The organism is Streptomyces krungchingensis (genome assembly GCF_054729265.1).
On the sequence record NZ_JBPUKY010000001.1, the window covers coordinates 7,593,192 to 7,609,141 of the forward strand.

At 71.0% G+C, this 15,950-nt stretch carries 15 protein-coding genes; 6 read left to right on the forward strand and 9 right to left on the reverse strand.

Translation table 11 applies throughout. From position 1 onward, the window contains the following. Window positions 1–9 precede the first annotated feature (9 nt). Window positions 10–792 (reverse strand): hypothetical protein, encoded by a 783-nt coding sequence (locus ACSYGO_RS33290; protein ID WP_460388723.1) that lies wholly within the window; start codon window positions 790–792, stop codon window positions 10–12. A gap of 415 nt (window positions 793–1,207) precedes the next feature. Between ACSYGO_RS33290 and recA the strand changes: the two genes are divergently transcribed. The 4 genes from recA to ACSYGO_RS33310 all read left to right on the forward strand — a co-directional run bounded on the left by recA (window position 1,208) and on the right by ACSYGO_RS33310 (window position 6,628). After that, window positions 1,208–2,332: a recombinase RecA gene (gene recA, locus ACSYGO_RS33295; RefSeq protein ID WP_432174428.1), complete on the forward strand. Its 1,125-nt coding sequence runs from the start codon at window positions 1,208–1,210 to the stop codon at window positions 2,330–2,332. Window positions 2,333–2,335: 3 nt separating this feature from the next. Beyond that, window positions 2,336–3,172, forward strand: coding sequence for a recombination regulator RecX (gene recX, locus ACSYGO_RS33300; RefSeq protein WP_426681042.1), 837 nt, complete (start codon window positions 2,336–2,338; stop codon window positions 3,170–3,172). Between the two features lie 262 nt (window positions 3,173–3,434). Then, on the forward strand, window positions 3,435–4,097 hold the full coding sequence (locus ACSYGO_RS33305) for a winged helix-turn-helix domain-containing protein (RefSeq protein WP_426681041.1): 663 nt from the start codon (window positions 3,435–3,437) through the stop codon (window positions 4,095–4,097). After that, entirely contained in the window at window positions 4,094–6,628 is a 2,535-nt protein-coding gene (locus ACSYGO_RS33310) for an FtsX-like permease family protein (protein ID WP_460388725.1), read from the forward strand. The genes ACSYGO_RS33305 and ACSYGO_RS33310 overlap by 4 nt, the downstream gene beginning before the upstream one ends. Window positions 6,629–6,733: 105 nt before the next feature. On the opposite strand, the gene ACSYGO_RS33315 is transcribed toward ACSYGO_RS33310, so the two are convergent. The 8 genes from ACSYGO_RS33315 to ACSYGO_RS33350 all read right to left on the reverse strand — a co-directional run bounded on the left by ACSYGO_RS33315 (window position 6,734) and on the right by ACSYGO_RS33350 (window position 13,425). Continuing rightward, a complete protein-coding gene (locus tag ACSYGO_RS33315) occupies window positions 6,734–7,132 on the reverse strand; it encodes a rhodanese-like domain-containing protein (protein WP_432188433.1) in 399 nt (132 codons plus the stop codon). Continuing rightward, window positions 7,129–7,656 (reverse strand): cupin domain-containing protein, encoded by a 528-nt coding sequence (locus ACSYGO_RS33320; RefSeq protein ID WP_432188432.1) that lies wholly within the window; start codon window positions 7,654–7,656, stop codon window positions 7,129–7,131. The genes ACSYGO_RS33315 and ACSYGO_RS33320 overlap by 4 nt, the downstream gene beginning before the upstream one ends. Before the next feature lie 76 nt (window positions 7,657–7,732). After that, window positions 7,733–7,978, reverse strand: coding sequence for a putative leader peptide (locus ACSYGO_RS33325; RefSeq protein ID WP_432188431.1), 246 nt, complete (start codon window positions 7,976–7,978; stop codon window positions 7,733–7,735). Window positions 7,979–8,067: 89 nt separating this feature from the next. Continuing rightward, window positions 8,068–9,735 carry an FAD-dependent monooxygenase gene (locus ACSYGO_RS33330; protein ID WP_460388727.1) on the reverse strand — a complete coding sequence of 556 codons (1,668 nt, stop codon included), beginning with the start codon at window positions 9,733–9,735 and terminating at the stop codon, window positions 8,068–8,070. 289 nt (window positions 9,736–10,024) lie between these two features. After that, window positions 10,025–10,906 carry an amino acid ABC transporter permease gene (locus ACSYGO_RS33335; protein ID WP_426681036.1) on the reverse strand — a complete coding sequence of 294 codons (882 nt, stop codon included), beginning with the start codon at window positions 10,904–10,906 and terminating at the stop codon, window positions 10,025–10,027. Then, on the reverse strand, window positions 10,903–11,568 hold the full coding sequence (locus ACSYGO_RS33340; protein ID WP_426681035.1) for an amino acid ABC transporter permease: 666 nt from the start codon (window positions 11,566–11,568) through the stop codon (window positions 10,903–10,905). The genes ACSYGO_RS33335 and ACSYGO_RS33340 overlap by 4 nt, the downstream gene beginning before the upstream one ends. A 132-nt stretch (window positions 11,569–11,700) precedes the next feature. Next, window positions 11,701–12,540: a glutamate ABC transporter substrate-binding protein gene (locus ACSYGO_RS33345; RefSeq protein WP_426681034.1), complete on the reverse strand. Its 840-nt coding sequence runs from the start codon at window positions 12,538–12,540 to the stop codon at window positions 11,701–11,703. Window positions 12,541–12,648: 108 nt separating this feature from the next. After that, window positions 12,649–13,425, reverse strand: coding sequence for an amino acid ABC transporter ATP-binding protein (locus ACSYGO_RS33350; protein WP_426681033.1), 777 nt, complete (start codon window positions 13,423–13,425; stop codon window positions 12,649–12,651). Window positions 13,426–13,711: 286 nt separating this feature from the next. On the opposite strand from ACSYGO_RS33350, the gene ACSYGO_RS33355 reads away from it, so the two are divergent. Continuing rightward, window positions 13,712–14,398: a response regulator transcription factor gene (locus ACSYGO_RS33355; protein ID WP_095937060.1), complete on the forward strand. Its 687-nt coding sequence runs from the start codon at window positions 13,712–13,714 to the stop codon at window positions 14,396–14,398. Window positions 14,399–14,407: 9 nt separating this feature from the next. Further along, window positions 14,408–15,814 carry a sensor histidine kinase gene (locus ACSYGO_RS33360; protein ID WP_432174421.1) on the forward strand — a complete coding sequence of 469 codons (1,407 nt, stop codon included), beginning with the start codon at window positions 14,408–14,410 and terminating at the stop codon, window positions 15,812–15,814. The last annotated feature ends 136 nt before the right edge of the window (window positions 15,815–15,950 follow it).

Genomic DNA, 15,950 nt, shown 5'->3' on the forward strand with positions numbered 1-15,950 from the left:
CCCGGCGGTTCACCAGGTGAGGGCCGCCCACACGCCGGCGCCGAGGACGGCCGCCGTGTAGCAGCCGACCGCCGCATACATGACCCGCTGCCGGGCCGCGCCGCTCCAGGCGGTGCGGGAGAGCAGCCGGGCCAGCGCGGGCAGCACCAGCACGGCGTGCAGGCTCACTCCGTGCAGCGGCTTGAGCGGGGCCGTCGAGTGGTACGCCGCCTCCTGGTGGCCGGTCCGGGTGAGGACGACCCCTCGCGCGATCATCGCGGCGCCCGACAGCAGGGCGACGAGCAGGATCGCGAACCCGGAACGGAGCGCGAGCGGCATGCCCGCCGGGCCCGTGGGCCGGCCGCGGAACGAGGCGACGGCGAAGACGGTGAGCAGGACGACGAGCACCCCGCCGCCCACGGCGAGCGTCATGGAGACCGCCGTGTCGAAGCCGGTCTCCATGTTGAGGTGCGAGGGCACCCGGCGCCATGCCTGAAGCGTGATCCCGCCGACCTCCACCACGCAGTCCGCGGCGAACACGACCAGCAGCACCGTGCGCAGCCGGCTGCCGACGCGCAGGTAGGACGTGACCCAGGTGATCGCGATCAGTGTCAGCCCGAAGGAGAGTCCGAAGGTGACGGGCTTGCGCCAGGAGACGGGACCGTCCCAGGGGCCGCCGTCGACGGCGAAGACCGCCAGGTGCGCGCATCCCGTCAGGACGAGCAGCGCGCCCGTCGCGTAGCAGAGCCGCTCGGCCGGTCGGGGCGTGGTCCTCACCGGTGCCGGCGGTCGGGACGTGGTGGTGGTCTCCATGGCTCACAGCCTGGCGACCGGGCCCCGCCGCGTCGTCGTACCCCCGAAGGCACCGGCCGTACGCCCGGGGGAGTAGCCCGGCCGCCGGGTGGGCGCGGCGCGGGAGCGACCGTCCGGCGGGCCCGGACGATCGGTGTCCGGCCGGTGGAGGACCGGGCGTCGTCCGGTGGAGGGCCGGGGCGTTGTCGGAGCGCCGCCGTACTCTCGGAGATGCGCGTGGTGCGCTTGACACAAAAATCGAACATCCATTCTTATGGAGGCTCCAGCGAGGCTCTCGGCGGGCATTTCGACAGGGTTTTGATGGAGATGTGCCCGAGTTATCCACAGGCCGGACGGGCGTCGGGGCGCATTGTCAGTGGCAGGCGTTAGCGTCTTTGACGTGAAGCGATCGACTCAAGCAAACCGGGTGGAACCCATGGCAGGAACCGACCGCGAGAAGGCACTCGACGCCGCGCTCGCACAGATTGAACGGCAGTTCGGCAAGGGCGCCGTGATGCGCCTCGGCGAGCGGCCGAATGAGCCCATCGAGGTCATCCCCACCGGGTCGACCGCACTCGACGTCGCCCTCGGTGTCGGCGGCCTGCCGCGCGGCCGCGTGGTGGAGGTGTACGGCCCGGAGTCCTCCGGTAAGACGACCCTGACCCTGCACGCGGTGGCGAACGCGCAGAAGGCCGGCGGCCAGGTGGCCTTCGTGGACGCCGAGCACGCCCTCGACCCCGAGTACGCGAAGAAGCTCGGCGTCGACATCGACAACCTGATCCTGTCGCAGCCGGACAACGGCGAGCAGGCCCTGGAGATCGTGGACATGCTGGTCCGCTCGGGCGCGCTCGACCTCATCGTCATCGACTCCGTGGCCGCCCTGGTGCCGCGCGCGGAGATCGAGGGCGAGATGGGCGACTCGCACGTGGGTCTGCAGGCCCGCCTGATGAGCCAGGCCCTGCGGAAGATCACCAGCGCGCTCAACCAGTCGAAGACCACCGCGATCTTCATCAACCAGCTCCGCGAGAAGATCGGCGTGATGTTCGGCTCCCCGGAGACCACGACGGGTGGCCGGGCCCTGAAGTTCTACGCCTCGGTGCGTATCGACATCCGCCGCATCGAGACCCTGAAGGACGGCACGGAGGCGGTCGGCAACCGCACCCGCTGCAAGGTCGTGAAGAACAAGGTCGCGCCGCCCTTCAAGCAGGCCGAGTTCGACATCCTCTACGGCCAGGGCATCAGCCGCGAGGGCGGCCTGATCGACATGGGCGTGGAGCACGGCTTCGTCCGCAAGGCCGGCGCCTGGTACACGTACGAGGGCGACCAGCTCGGCCAGGGCAAGGAGAACGCCCGCAACTTCCTCAAGGACAACCCCGACCTCGCCAACGAGATCGAGAAGAAGATCAAGGAGAAGCTGGGCGTCGGCGTGCGTCCCGAGGAGCCCGTCACCGAGCCCGGCACGGACGCAGCGGTCTCCGCCGGCGCGGACGAGGCCGCGAAGACGGTGCCCGCACCGGCTGCCAAGGCGACCAAGTCCAAGGCCGCGGCGGCCAAGAGCTAGTCCATGACGCGACGAACCGACTGGGCCGAGTACGCGTACCCCACCGCTCCGGAAGGGCCGGGGCAGGGGTACGACGGGCGGGACGGCGGCTCGGCCGGACACGGCGACAGCGCGTACGACACCGCAGCGCACGACGGGTTCCATGGCGACCCGGACGGCGATGCGCCGGGCGGTGCCTCGCCCGGCGGTGGCTCGCGCCGCGGCGGGGGCCGGCGCGGCGACGGGGGGCCACGCGGTGGCCGAGGGCGCCGAAGGCGTGGCGGTTTCGGCGAGGCGTCCGGCGACCCACAGGACGGAGACGCCCCTGCCTCGTCGAGGGCCGAGAAGGGGGAGTCTTCAGGGGACCCGGCTGAGCGGGCGCGGGCAATCTGTCTGCGCCTGCTCACCGGGACCCCGCGCACGCGGAAGCAACTCGCCGACGCGCTGCGCAAGCGCGAGATCCCGGACGACGTGGCGGACGAGGTGCTGACACGGTTCGAAGAGGTCGGCCTGATCAATGACAGTGCCTTCGCGGACGCCTGGGTGGAGTCCCGGCACCACGGCCGGGGGCTGGCCAGACGGGCGCTCGCGCAGGAACTGCGGACCAAGGGCGTCGACTCGACGCTGATCGACGAGGCCGTCGGACAGCTCGACTCCGAGCAGGAGGAGACGACCGCGCGGGAGCTGGTCGCCCGCAAACTGCGTTCCACCCGCGGTCTCGACCGCGACAAGCGGCTGCGCCGGCTCGCGGGCATGCTCGCCCGCAAGGGCTACCCGGAAGGCATGGCCCTGCGCGTGGTCCGCCAGGCGCTGGAGGAAGAGGGCGAGGACACGGAGGGGCTGGACGACGCGGGGTACTGACCGGCGCGGCGGCAGAGCTCGCACACCGGCAGACGTACGAGGGCTCTGAGCACGGTCGACGCGCGGGGGCGCCGATCGCGTTCAGAGCCCGCTTGACGTCCGGGCACGTCGGAGCGCGCGTCGGAGCGCGCGGCGCGGTGCAGCGCCCACGCGCTCGACGCCAGCGGCTCAACTCCCCTCGGCCGGGGTGGGGTTAACCCCCGGTCGAAGACGCCGGGCCGCCGCACTGCACAGACACCTGTGCACAGACGACTGTGTACGCATGGCACAGGAACCCGGCGCGCGAGCGGAATCCCCCTCGAAGGCGCCGCACGCACCCACCGAGCTCTCCGACCTCGCCACGCTCAAGGCGCTCGCGCAGCCCCGCCGGCAGCGCATGCTCCAGCACCTCACCCTGCACGGCCCCGCCACGTCCGCCACGCTCGCCCGGGCGCTGGGACTCAACACCGGATCCACCAGCTACCACCTGCGCGAGCTCGCACGGTACGGCTTCGTGGAGGAGCTGCCCGAACCGCGAGGCCAGCGCAGGCAGCGCTGGTGGCGGGCCGTTCCCGGAGACCGCCGCTTCCCGCCGCGCAGTCGGCAGAGCCCCGAGATGCGGCTCGTCATGGACGAGCTGAACCATCACGCCTACGCCGCCGACCTCGAACTCTTCGAGCGGACCCAGCTCCAGGCAGGCGGACACGAAGACCCCTGGGCGGACGCCTTCCCCTACTCGCGCGGCAGCATCCGGCTGACGCTCCCCGAACTCCGCGCCTTCTTCGAGGAGTACATCGCGCTCCTCAACCGCTACAAGCGCCCGGACGCGGACACCCCGAGCGGAGCGCGCACCGTACTCACCCGATTCCTCGCCTTCCCGGCCCCCGGCGCCGCTCCCGAGACGCACCCGGCGCCCCACAACAGAAGAGAGAGCGACCCCTCATGATGCTGCGGTACGCCCTGAAGACCGTCCGGGCCCGCAAGGGCGGCTTCCTCGGAGCCTTCCTCGCCCTGATGTGCGCCGCCGCTCTGATCACCGCATGCGGCACCCTCCTCGAAACCGGCCTGCGCGGCACGGTCAGCACCGAACGCTATGCGGCGGCCCCCGTCGTGGTCTCCGCCGACCAGAACGTCCACCGGACCACGGTCAAGCACAAGAAGGGCAAGACCAAGGTCAAACACAAGGCCAAGCCGATCGCGGAACGGGCCTGGCTCGACGAGGGCCTCGCCGCACGGCTCCACCGGGCACCCGGCGTGGGCTGCGTCGTACCCGAACTGACCTTCCTGGCACAGCCGTTGATGTCCGGCACCGCTGTCGAGGAGAGCCGGCCCGCCTACGGTCACGCATGGGACTCCGCGGTGCTCACCCCCTACACGCTGAGCGCCGGAACGGCGCCCGCGGCCACGGGTGACCTGGTCGTCGACAGCCGTTTCGCCGAGCGCGCCCACCTGGAGCCCGGCGACCGTCTCACCGTCCAGTCGACGCAGTCGCCGCGCACCTACCGGATCACCGGAATCGCCCAGGCCGCCGCGGACGTACGCCACCAGACCTCGCTCTTCTTCTCCACCGCCGAGGCACGGCGCCTGGCCGCACACCCCGGACATGTCACCGCCTTCGGCGTCCTGCCCGCCAAGGGAACCGGCACCACCGCCCTGGAGCGGTCGGTGACCGAGGCGCTGCACGGCACCACCGCACAGGTCAGCTCGGGGGACGCCCGCGGCCCGGTCGAGTTCCTGGACGCGGCCGCCGCACGGACGAAGCTGGTCAGCATGGGCGGCGCGATGGGCGGTACGTCACTGCTGGTGGCCGTGCTGGTGGTCGTCGGCACCTTCGCCCTCTCCGTGCAGCAGCGCCACCGCGAACTCGCCCTGCTGCGCGCCATCGCCGCCACACCGGGCCAGATCCGCGCACTTCTCGGCAAGGAGGCGCTGATCGTCGGGGCGGCCGCCGGGGTGACCGGCGCGCTCGCCGGACTTCCGCTGGGCGCCTGGCTGCACAGCCGGTTCGTCGCCATGGGGGCCGTCCCGGCCACGCTCCAGCACTCGGCCGGCGTCTTCCCGCCGTTCGCAGCGGTGGCCGCCACGCTCCTCGGCGCCTGGGCCGCCGCCCGTATCTCGTCGCGCCGGGTCGCCCGGATCCGTCCGGCCGAAGCACTCGCCGAAGCCCGCGCCGAGCGGACCCGCCCGGCCTGGGGACGCCTCCTCACCGGCTTCGCCCTGCTCGCCGGAGGCGCCGTACTGGTGGCCGTGCTCAGCGTGCTGCGCACCGAGCCCGCCTCGACTCCCGTGACCTTCCTGGCCGTCGTGGTCCTCGCCTGCGCCGTGGCACTGCTGGGGCCACTGCTGGTCAAGGCCACCGCGACCGTGCTCGCGGGCCCGCTGCGGCTGAGCGGCCCCGGTGGCCGCCTCGCGCGCGCCAATCTGCGGGGCAACGCGGCACGCATGGCCTCCGTCGTCACCCCTCTCACCCTCCTCATCGGCATGACCTGCACGGTGCTCTTCGTCCAGCCGACCCTCGGCGACGCGGCCCGAGCCCAGGCCCGCGAAGGAATCCGTGCCGACTGGGTGCTCGCCGCACAGGGACCCGGTGTCCCGGCCGAGGCCGCCCGGGCACTGCGCACGCGGCACGACGTCGTCACCGAAGTGGTCCGCACGACCGTCCGCGTCGGCCTCGACACATACGCGGCCCAGGGAGTGACGCCGGCCGGTCTCACCCGCACCTGGGACCCGGAGGTCACCGCGGGCTCCCTGAAGGACCTCGGGAACGACACCGTCGCCGTCAGCGAACTCGCCGCGCAACAGCGCCACTTGAAGCCCGGAAGCGCCCTGAAACTCACCCTCGGTGACGGCACGCCGGTCACCGTGACCGTCGCCGCCGTCTACGCGAAGGGACTCGGCTTCGGAGACCTCACCTTCGCCCACGATCTGATCGCACGCCACGTCGACAACCCGCTCGCCACCTCCGTCCTGGTCGGCACGGACCGTACACAGACACAACTCGCGACTACGCTCCGTGAGTTCCCGGCGGTCCGTGTTCTCGCACCCGCGACCGCAGACTCGATCCAGGCCGAACGGCAGCAGGCGAACGCCGAGGTCAACTACCTCGCCATGGGCCTGGTCCTGGCGTTCACCGCCATCGCCGTCGTCAACACGCTCGCCATGTCGGTGTCCGAGCGGGTCCGTGAGTTCGCGATGCTCCGCCTCGCCGGGGCGACCCGACGCCAGGTCCTGCGCATGCTGCGGACCGAAGCCCTGTCGGTGCTGCTGCTCGCCACCGCGCTCGGCAGTTCCATCGCGCTCGCCGTCCTGACCGCCTTCAGCGTCGGTATGACGGGCAGCGCGGCCCCGGCGGTCACGCCTCTGGTGTACGTGACGGTCGTCGCGGTCGCCGGAGTGCTCGCCCTCGTCGCCACCGCGCTGCCCGGCCGCGTCGCGCTGCGGGTGCGCCCCGTGGCGGTGGCCACGGCCAAGGAGTAAGGGGCGATACGCAATGGTGGGCGCCCCTTACCTCCAGGGGCGCCCACTGGTGCGTACGGACATCGAGCGGCGCCCAAGGCAGGCGGGTGCACCAGGCGTTCCGGCCTAGGCGGCGGTCACCGGGAACCCTGCCGCCTTCCACGCCTGGAACCCACCGACCAGATCGGTGGCCCGGTGCAGCCCCAACCGGCGCAGGGACACGGCGGCGAGGCTCGACGCGTACCCCTCGTTGCAGATCACCACGATGCGCAGGTCGTGGCTCGTGGCCTGCGGGGCGCGATGACTCCCCTGTGGATCGAGGCGCCACTCCAGTTCGTTGCGTTCGACGACGAGGGCGCCGGGAATGACACCGTCACGCTCGCGCAGCGCGGCGTACCGGGTGTCCACCAGCAGCGCCCGGCCGGCCAGCGCGGCCGCGTAGGCCTCCGCGGCCTCCACTCGGTCCAGGTCCTCTCGGGCCCGCTCCAGCAACTCGTCGATCCCCAGGGGGCGCGGGCCGCTCACTGCCAGTCCTCCGGACGCTCGACGTGCTCCAGGCGCAGCACCGGACCCGTGCGGCTGTACCGGCGGATCTGCGGCAGCGGCGGGTAGTAGGCGTGGACCGAGATCGCGTGCTCCTCGGTGGACTCGTTGAGCACCTCGTGGACATGGTGGCGGCCGAAGGAACGCCCCTTGCCCGCCGGCAGGGTCCTCTCGCGGTCGATGCCTTCGGACAGTTCCAGGGTCTTCCAGCCGTCCGCGGGGAGGCGGGCGCCGAGGGAGTTCTCCTTGAGCTCGCCGGACGCGGTGAGGAAGGCGCCGACGGATTCGGCGTGGTCGTGCCAGCCGGTTCCGGTTCCGGGCGGCCAGCCGATGAGCCAGGCCTCACTACCGCCCGGCCCTTCGAGGCGCACCCAGGTGCGGCCCTCGGGGTCGAGGGGCAGCGAGGCGATCAGTTCGGCGTCGGCGGCCGTACGGCGCACGAAGTCGAGCAGGTCGGCCTGCGTGGGGGTTTGCGGGAGCGTGCCGACAGCGGGGGACACAGACACTCGTACCGTCCTGAGGGTTCGCGTGGGAGCGCGCGGCAGCGAGAGCGCGGCGCGCACAAGGAAGGAGGATGCGAATTCAGCAGGACGGGCGACACACGCAGCCCGCATAGCGGACGAGGTCCATATGGACCCTCCGCCACAGGCGTACACGGGTGTCGGTCACGTTCCGGAGTAGACCATGACGGCGTAGACCGGTCAACTCACCGTCACTATGTGGACGCTCGGTAGTCGTGGAGGCCCGGATCGCCTGGATGCCGCCGTCGCACAGCGTGCGGCAGCGGGTCACCCGGTGACCGGGTGGCCGGGCGGTCGGTGCCGGCATGAGGCACACCGACTCGCATCACGGCACTGCCCGGGTTCCACGGCGGACGCGGGACCTGTGGGGGCTCATTCGGTGCCGGGGCGTGGCACTCAGCCCGTGCTCGCGGTGGCCTCCGTCTTCGTGGGACCGCCGAGCGCGGCCTCGGCCGCCTCGTACAGATCGGCCGGGCGCACCCCGCCGAGCGCGGTGACCAGGTGTCCGTCCGGGCGGACCAGGAGCACGGTGTGCGCGGCGGCGCCGGGGTAGTTCTCGGCGACCAGCAGTTCGGCGGGGTGGGGGAGTGCGGTCACGGCCGCCGCGAGCCGGGGCATGATCCCCGCCGTCACCCAGTGCTTCCGTTCCCACACGCCCGTACCGGGAGCGACCAGCACCACGAGGAGCACCCCGCGTCCGAGCCGCTCACGCAGCGCCACGAACGAGCCGTCCTCGGCGGTCACCCGCACGTCGACGACGGGCGCGCCCGGAGCGGTGTCCACGGGGGTCTCCGACTCGGCACGCGGAGGCGCGAGCGGCGAGTCCGCGTACGTCCCCGGCGCACCCAGCGTGCCGCGTCCCAGATGGCCGTCCGTGAGCAGCGCGTCATGACCGCGGGCGGACCCGGGTACATAGGCGCGCAGGCCTCCGCCGCCGCGGAGCAGCGGCAGCGCCTGGTCGGCGGCGCGCAGCCGGGCGGCGACGACCGCGCGACGCTCCGTCTGGTAGCTGTCCAGCAGCGACTCGTGCGGTCCGTGGTGCCAGGCGAGCGCCAGCTTCCAGGCGAGGTTGTCGGCGTCGCGCAGGCCCTCGTCGAGGCCCTGGGTGCCGAGCGCGCCCAGCAGGTGCGCGGAGTCACCGGCGAGGAAGACACGTCCGGCGCGCCACCTGCGGGCGAGCCGGTGGTGGACGGTGTGGACTCCGGTGTCGAGCAGCTCGTACGGGGGTGTGGGGCCGCCGCTCCAGCCGGCGAGGGTCTCCCGGACACGGGTCACCAGCAGTTCGGGCGTCACCAGGTCCTTGCCCGGGGGCAGCAGCCAGTCGAGGCGCCACAGGTCGTCGGCGAGCGGGCGCGCGGTCACCTCTGCGGCCGAGGGGCTCGACGTCCGCCACGGCGGCGTGCGATGCAACAACGCCTCGCCGGGCCAGGGAAGTTCCGTGCGCAGTGCCGCGACCGCGTGCCGCTCCACGGCCGTGCGTCCCGGGAACCGGATGTCCTGGAGCTTGCGCACGGTGGAGCGGGGGCCGTCGCAGCCGACCAGGTAGCTGCCGCGCCACCATGTGCCCTTGGGGCCCTTGGTGTGCGCGGTGACGCCCGAGGGCTCCTGCTCGATGGCGTCGAGGCGGCTGTCCACGGCGAGCTTGATCAGCCGTTCGTCGCCGATGGCGTCGCGCAGGGCGCCGGTCAGCTCGTGCTGCGTGATGTGCAGCGGGGCGGCGTACGTCCCGGCGTCGGCGCCACCCTGGGGGGATGCCGTGCCGGGTGTCCCGGCCGGGCCGTTTGCCGCGGGTGCCTCGCCGCCGAACGTGATCTCGCGCGTCACCTGCTTGCGCCGCAGAGACCGCCATCCGGCCCAACGGAACCCCAGCTCGGAGAGCGGGAATCCGGTCAGCCGCTCGACGAGCGCGACCGTGTCCTCGCGCAGCACGACCGTCCTGGCGAGCCGCTGTTCATCCTTGCCCGGCCCCTCGTCGAGGACCACGCACGGCACCTCCTGGCGTGCCAGCGCAAGGGCCAGCGCGAGCCCCACGGGGCCGGCGCCGACGATGATCACCGGGTCCACGACGCGGCGCCCCCTGCCCGGTGCGGTGCCCTGAGGGACGTACGGGAACAGGCAGTTGGAGCGGGGTGCACGATCACAGAACGTATGCAACAGACTGTGCGCCACCTGGTCAAGCCGGACGCACGAATGGTCCCCTTGGCGCCGGATGGTGCGAGGAGTGCGCGACGCGCACCTCGTCCGCGCGGTGCGCGCAGGTCGCGAGAGGCCGGTGCACGTACCTCCGGCAAGCGGCGAGGGGCAGTGGCGCGATCGCCACTGCCCCTCGGTCACCGCCCGGATTGACTGCCCGTCAGACGACAGTCGCACCGGCGGCGGTCGCGTCTCCCGTGTCGGCCGCCGGGAGTACCGTGCCCGTCGACTTCTTGCCGCGCCGCAGTCGGCCCTCGAGCCAGGACGCGAAGCTCGTGAGGGCGAAGTTCAGCACGATGTAGATGACGGCCACCACGATGAAACTCGGAATGACGTTGGCGTAGTTGGCCGCGAGCGTGCTGCGGGCGTTGAGCAGCTCGGTGAACTGGAGCAGCACGCCGCCCAGCGCCGTGTCCTTCACGATGACGACGAGCTGGCTGACGATGGCGGGCAGCATGACCGTGACGGCCTGCGGGAGCAGGATGCTGGTCATCGTCTGGTTCTTGCGCAGGCCGATGGCCATGGCGGCTTCCGACTGCCCCTTGGGCAGGGCGAGGATGCCGGCGCGCACGACCTCGGCCAGGACCGAGGCGTTGTACAGCACCAGGCCCGTGACGACGGCGTAGAGCGGGCGCTCCTCGCTGCTGAGACCGCTGGAGCGGACGTACAGCTCGTTGGCGAACAGCATGAGCAGCAGCACCGGGATGGCGCGGAAGAACTCGACCACCACACCGGCCGGCACGCTGATCCACCGGTGGTCGGACAGGCGGGCGATGCCGAAGAGCGCGCCCAGCGGAAGGGCGATCACCATGGCCAGCGCCGCGGCCTTGAGGGTGTTGCCGAGTCCTGGCAGCAGGTAGGTCGTCCACGCCTCCGTGGTGGTGAACGGCTCCCACAGGGACCACTTCAGCTGTCCCTTGTCGTCCATCGTCCGCCAGATCCACCACAGGAAGAGGGCGAACAGGACGAAGGAGACCACCGACACGATCAGATTGCGCCGCTTGGCCCGGGGGCCGGGAGCGTCGTAGAGAACGGAAGTCATCGCTTCACCGCCAGTCGCTTGCCCAGCCAGCCGAGGATGAGGCCGGTGGGCAGGGTCAGCACCACGAACCCGAAGGCGAAGACGGCACCGATGAGCAGCGTCTGGGCCTCGTTCTCGATCATCGTCTTCATCAGGCTGGCGGCCTCGGCCACGCCGATCGCCGCCGCCACGGTCGTGTTCTTGGTCAGCGCGATCAGCACGTTCGCCAGCGGGGTGATGACGGAGCGGAAGGCCTGGGGCAGCACGATGAGCCGCAGGGTCTGGCTGAAGCTGAGCCCGATCGCACGGGCGGCCTCGGCCTGTCCCACGGGCACCGTGTTGATGCCGGACCGCAGGGCCTCGCACACGAAGGCGGAGTGGTAGGCGGCGAGGCTGAGGACAGCCAGGCGGAAGCCCTGGATGTCGAAGTTCTCGGTGCCCATCGTCACGCCGAAGATGTCGGCGAGGCCCAGCGAGCTGAAGACGATGATCACCGTCAGGGGGATGTTCCGGACGATGTTCACGTAGGCGGCGCCCGCTCCACGCAGCAGCGGGACCGGGCTGACCCGCATCGCGGCCAGCAGGGTGCCCCAGACGAGGGAGCCGACCGCGGACAGGACGGTGAGTTTCACCGTCATCCAGAACGCCCCTAGGACGTCATAACCTTGAAGAAAGTCGAACACGATCTCCCGCGCTTCCGGGTCTGTGGCGTACGTGGAGGACGCGGCGCGCCGCCGCCGTGATCGCGGTGAGCGGCGGCGCACCCGCGGAGCCCCGCGTTGCCCGCGGGAGTCCTGCGTCGGCGGAGTTCCGCCTTACTTGACGATCACGCCGATCTTCGGGGCCGGCTCGTTCTTGTACTGGGCCGGGCCGAAGTTCTTGTCGACCGCCTTCTGCCAGGAGCCGTCGCTGACCATCTTCTCCAGCGCCTTGTTGATCTTGTTGATGGTGGCGGTGTCGCCCTTCTTCACACCGACGCCGTAGTTCTCGTTGCTGAGCTTGAGCCCGGCGAGCTTGAACTGACCCTTGTACTTGTCCTGCGCGGCGAAGCCCGCGAGGATCGAGTCGTCGGTGGTCACCGCGTCCACGGCACCGCTCTGCAGACCCGCGATGCACTCCGAGTAACCGGCGTACTGGCGCAGGTTGGCCTTGGGGGCGATGGTGTCCTTGACGTTCTGCGCCGAGGTGGAGCCGGTCACGGAGCAGAGCTTCTTGCCGTTGAGGTCCGTGCCCTTGGAGATGTCCGAGTCGGCCTTGACCAGCAGGTCCTGGTGGGCGAGCAGGTAGGGGCCGGCGAAGTCGACCTTCTGCTTGCGCTCGTCGGTGATCGAGTACGTGGCCGCGATGAACTTGACGTCGCCGCGGGCGAGCGCGTTCTCACGGTCGGCGCTCTTGGTCTCGACGAACTCGATCTGGTTCGGCTTGTAGCCGAGCTCCTTGGCGACATAGGTCGCCACGTCCACGTCGAAGCCGGAGAACGAGCCGCTGGGCTCCTTCAGGCCGAGGCCCGGCTGGTCGTACTTGATGCCGATCTTGATCTTGCCGCCGCCGGAGGACGACCCGTTGTCGTCCTTGTCGCCGGAGCCGCACGCCGTGGCGGTGACCGCGAGCGCGAGGACGGCGGCCGAAGCGGCGGTGACCTTGCGGAGCTTCATGGTGAACATCCTTTGACTGGTGAAGAGATGCAGTTCTTCAGGAACGAACGAGGGACTTCGGGGACCGGCCTCCGTCGACGAGGGCCGGCCGTGAAGAAGTGCAGGACGTCAGTGGTGCAGGATCTTCGACAGGAAGTCCTTGGCGCGGTCGCTGCGCGGGTTGCTGAAGAACTGGTCCGGCACGGCCTCTTCGACGATGCGGCCGTCGGCCATGAAGACAACCCGGTTGGCCGCCGAACGGGCGAAGCCCATCTCATGGGTGACCACGATCATGGTCATGCCGTCCCTGGCGAGCTGCTGCATGACCTCGAGGACCTCGTTGATCATCTCGGGGTCCAGCGCCGAGGTCGGCTCGTCGAAGAGCATGACCTTGGGGTCCATGGCCAGCGCCCGGGCGATCGCGACGCGCTGCTGCTGGCCGCCCGACAGTTGTGCGGGGTACTTGTCCGCCTGCGTACCGACACCGACGCGGTCGAGAAGCGTGCGGGCCTTCTCCTCCGCGGCCTTCTTGTCGGCCTTACGGACCTTGACCTGCCCCAGCATCACGTTCTCGAGCACCGTCTTGTGCGCGAAGAGGTTGAAGGACTGGAAGACCATGCCCACGTCGGCCCGCAGCCGGGCGAGTGCCTTGCCCTCCTCGGGCAGCGGCTTGCCGTCGATCGAGATGTCACCCGAGTCGATGGTCTCCAGACGGTTGATGGTGCGGCACAGCGTGGACTTGCCGGACCCGGAGGGTCCGATGACCACGACGACCTCGCCGCGGGCGATCGTCAGGTCAATGTCCTGGAGCACGTGCAACGCGCCGAAGTGCTTGTTGACGCCCTTCAGGACGACCAGTTCCTCGGCCGCGGCCACGGCGTCCTTGGCCACCGATGCTTCGGTCATCGCTTTTTGGCTCCATCCTCCTCGGTTTCGGAGGACAGTAGTAACCCCGCACGACCAGCGTCATTACATCTGAGGGGAACTTGAGCATCACGATCCGGTAGCAATCGGACACGTGTCGTAGCAGGGGGTACGCGGTCGCGTACCGGCTGGGTAACGGAAGCCGTCGGCAACCCGATGGCTCTTGACGCCATCCTTATCCATCGGCGTGACTTCCACAGTGCACGCGCGCGTGCGTCGCGTTTCTACAAGCCGAGACCGTACGACCGATGAACCGGAGGGGGCCGGAATGAGACTGCTCCTCGTCGAGGACGACAACCATGTCGCCGCCGCCCTGTCCGCGGTGCTGGCGCGACACGGTTTCGACGTCACGCACGCCCGCAGCGGCGAGGAGGCGCTCCAGGCGCTGGTGCCCGAGTGCGACGGCTTCGGGGTCGTCCTGCTCGACCTGGGCCTGCCCGACCAGGACGGCTACGAGGTGTGCGGCAAGATCCGCAAGCGGACCAGCACCCCGGTGATCATGGTCACCGCCCGCTCCGACGTACGCTCCCGCATCCACGGCCTCAACCTCGGCGCGGACGACTACGTGGTGAAGCCGTACGACACCGGAGAGCTGCTCGCCCGTATCCACGCGGTCAGCCGGCGCAGTGTACCGGACGAGGCCGCCACCCACGGCGAGACCGCGCTGCGCCTCGGACCCGTGCACATCGAACTCCCCAACCGCCAGGTCACCGTCGACGGTTCGACCGTCCAACTGACCCGCAAGGAGTTCGATCTCCTCGCACTGCTGGCCCAGCGGCCCGGAGTGGTCTTCCGCAGGGAGCAGATCATCAGCGAGGTGTGGCGGACCAGTTGGGAGGGGACCGGGCGCACCCTGGAGGTGCACGTCGCGTCCCTGCGTTCCAAACTGCGCATGCCGGCGCTGATCGAGACCGTACGCGGCGTCGGGTACCGGCTCGTCGCCCCGGTGCCGTAGCGGGGCCGGGTGCGCACGCGTCTTCTGCCGCTGCTCATCGTCCTGATGGCCGCCATGCTGCTGGCGCTCGGCGTCCCACTGGCCGTGAGCGTGGCGGCGGCCGAGCAGCAGCGGGTGGTCGTCGACCGCATCGACGACACGGCGCGCTTCGCGGCCCTCGCCCAGTTCGTCACGGACCCGCCGACCGCGGCCCCGGAGAACTTCACCGACGAACGCGGCCAGACCCTGCGCACGGAACTCGCCCGCTACTACAGCGTGTACGGCATCCGGGCCGGCGTCTTCTACCGCAACGACACGCCCATGGCCAACGCGCCGGACACCTGGTTCCTGCCCAAGAAGGGCGAGGCGCGCGACGCGTTCAACGAGGCGCGCGTCAGCCGGCGCAGCCACGACCCGCAACAGGTCTGGCCCTGGCAGCGGCACCGCCTCGTCGTCGCCTCCCCGGTCATCAGGGACGGTGACGTCGTCGCCGTCGTCGTCACCGACTCGCCGACCGGGCAGATGCGCTCCAAGACCCTGCACGGCTGGCTGATCATCGGCGCGGGCGAGATCGCCGCGATGCTGCTCGCCCTCGGCGCGGCGCTGCGCCTCACCGGCTGGGTCCTCAGGCCGGTACGCGTCCTGGACGCCACCACCCACGACATCGCGACCGGGCGTCTGAAGTCCCGGGTGGCGGCCGCCGGCGGCCCGCCGGAGCTCAGACGCCTGGCCCGGTCGTTCAACGAGATGGCGGACAACGTCGAAGAGGTCCTGGAGCAGCAGCGCGCCTTCGTCGCCGACGCCTCGCACCAGCTGCGCAATCCGCTCTCGGCGCTGTTGCTGCGCATCGAGCTGCTCGCCCTGGAACTGCCCGACGGCAATGAGGAGATCGCTTCGGTCCGCACCGAGGGCAAACGGCTCGCCCAGGTGCTCGACGACCTCCTCGACCTGGCGCTCGCCGAGCACGCCGAGGCCGACCTCCAGCTGACCGACATCGGCGCCCTGACGGCCGAGCGCGTGGCGTCCTGGCAGCCCGTCGCCGAGAGCAGGGGCGTACGGCTCGGGGGTGCCTGCCCTGCCACCACGGCCTGGGCGGACCCCGTCACACTGTCCAGCGCCCTGGACGCGGTCATCGACAACGCAGTGAAGTTCACGCCCGAGGGAGGAAGCGTCGACGTGGAGGTCGCCTCGAACGGGGAGGCCTCGACGATCGTCGTGACCGACGGCGGTCCCGGCCTCAGCGACGAGGACCTGGCCCGCATCGGGGACCGCTTCTGGCGCAGCGCGGGACACCAGAACATCAAGGGCTCGGGCCTCGGCCTGTCCATCTCGCGCGCACTGCTCGCGGCGGGCGGCGGCTCGATCGCGTACGACCACCACGAGCCGCACGGCCTGCGGGTCACGGTGAAGGTGCCGAGGTCGGGGCCGGCCGCCTGAGCGACCGCCGTCGTGCCGAGTCAGGGCTGGGGGGTTTCGTTTCGATCAGCCCGGGTCCGCGACGCCCGGCACGGCACCTCGCCGCGTTGTCGGACCACCCGAGTACGCCCGGTACGCGGGTGATCCTCCGCCTTGC

Coding starts and splice junctions, on each gene's coding strand:
- ACSYGO_RS33290 (WP_460388723.1), bottom strand. CDS start 792: ATGGAGACCACCACCACGTCCCGACCGCCGGCACCGGTGAGGACCACG.
- recA (WP_432174428.1), top strand. CDS start 1,208: ATGGCAGGAACCGACCGCGAGAAGGCACTCGACGCCGCGCTCGCACAG.
- recX (WP_426681042.1), top strand. CDS start 2,336: ATGACGCGACGAACCGACTGGGCCGAGTACGCGTACCCCACCGCTCCG.
- ACSYGO_RS33305 (WP_426681041.1), top strand. CDS start 3,435: ATGGCACAGGAACCCGGCGCGCGAGCGGAATCCCCCTCGAAGGCGCCG.
- ACSYGO_RS33310 (WP_460388725.1), top strand. CDS start 4,094: ATGATGCTGCGGTACGCCCTGAAGACCGTCCGGGCCCGCAAGGGCGGC.
- ACSYGO_RS33325 (WP_432188431.1), bottom strand. CDS start 7,978: ATGCCGGCACCGACCGCCCGGCCACCCGGTCACCGGGTGACCCGCTGC.
- ACSYGO_RS33335 (WP_426681036.1), bottom strand. CDS start 10,906: ATGACTTCCGTTCTCTACGACGCTCCCGGCCCCCGGGCCAAGCGGCGC.
- ACSYGO_RS33345 (WP_426681034.1), bottom strand. CDS start 12,540: ATGAAGCTCCGCAAGGTCACCGCCGCTTCGGCCGCCGTCCTCGCGCTC.
- ACSYGO_RS33350 (WP_426681033.1), bottom strand. CDS start 13,425: ATGACCGAAGCATCGGTGGCCAAGGACGCCGTGGCCGCGGCCGAGGAA.
- ACSYGO_RS33355 (WP_095937060.1), top strand. CDS start 13,712: ATGAGACTGCTCCTCGTCGAGGACGACAACCATGTCGCCGCCGCCCTG.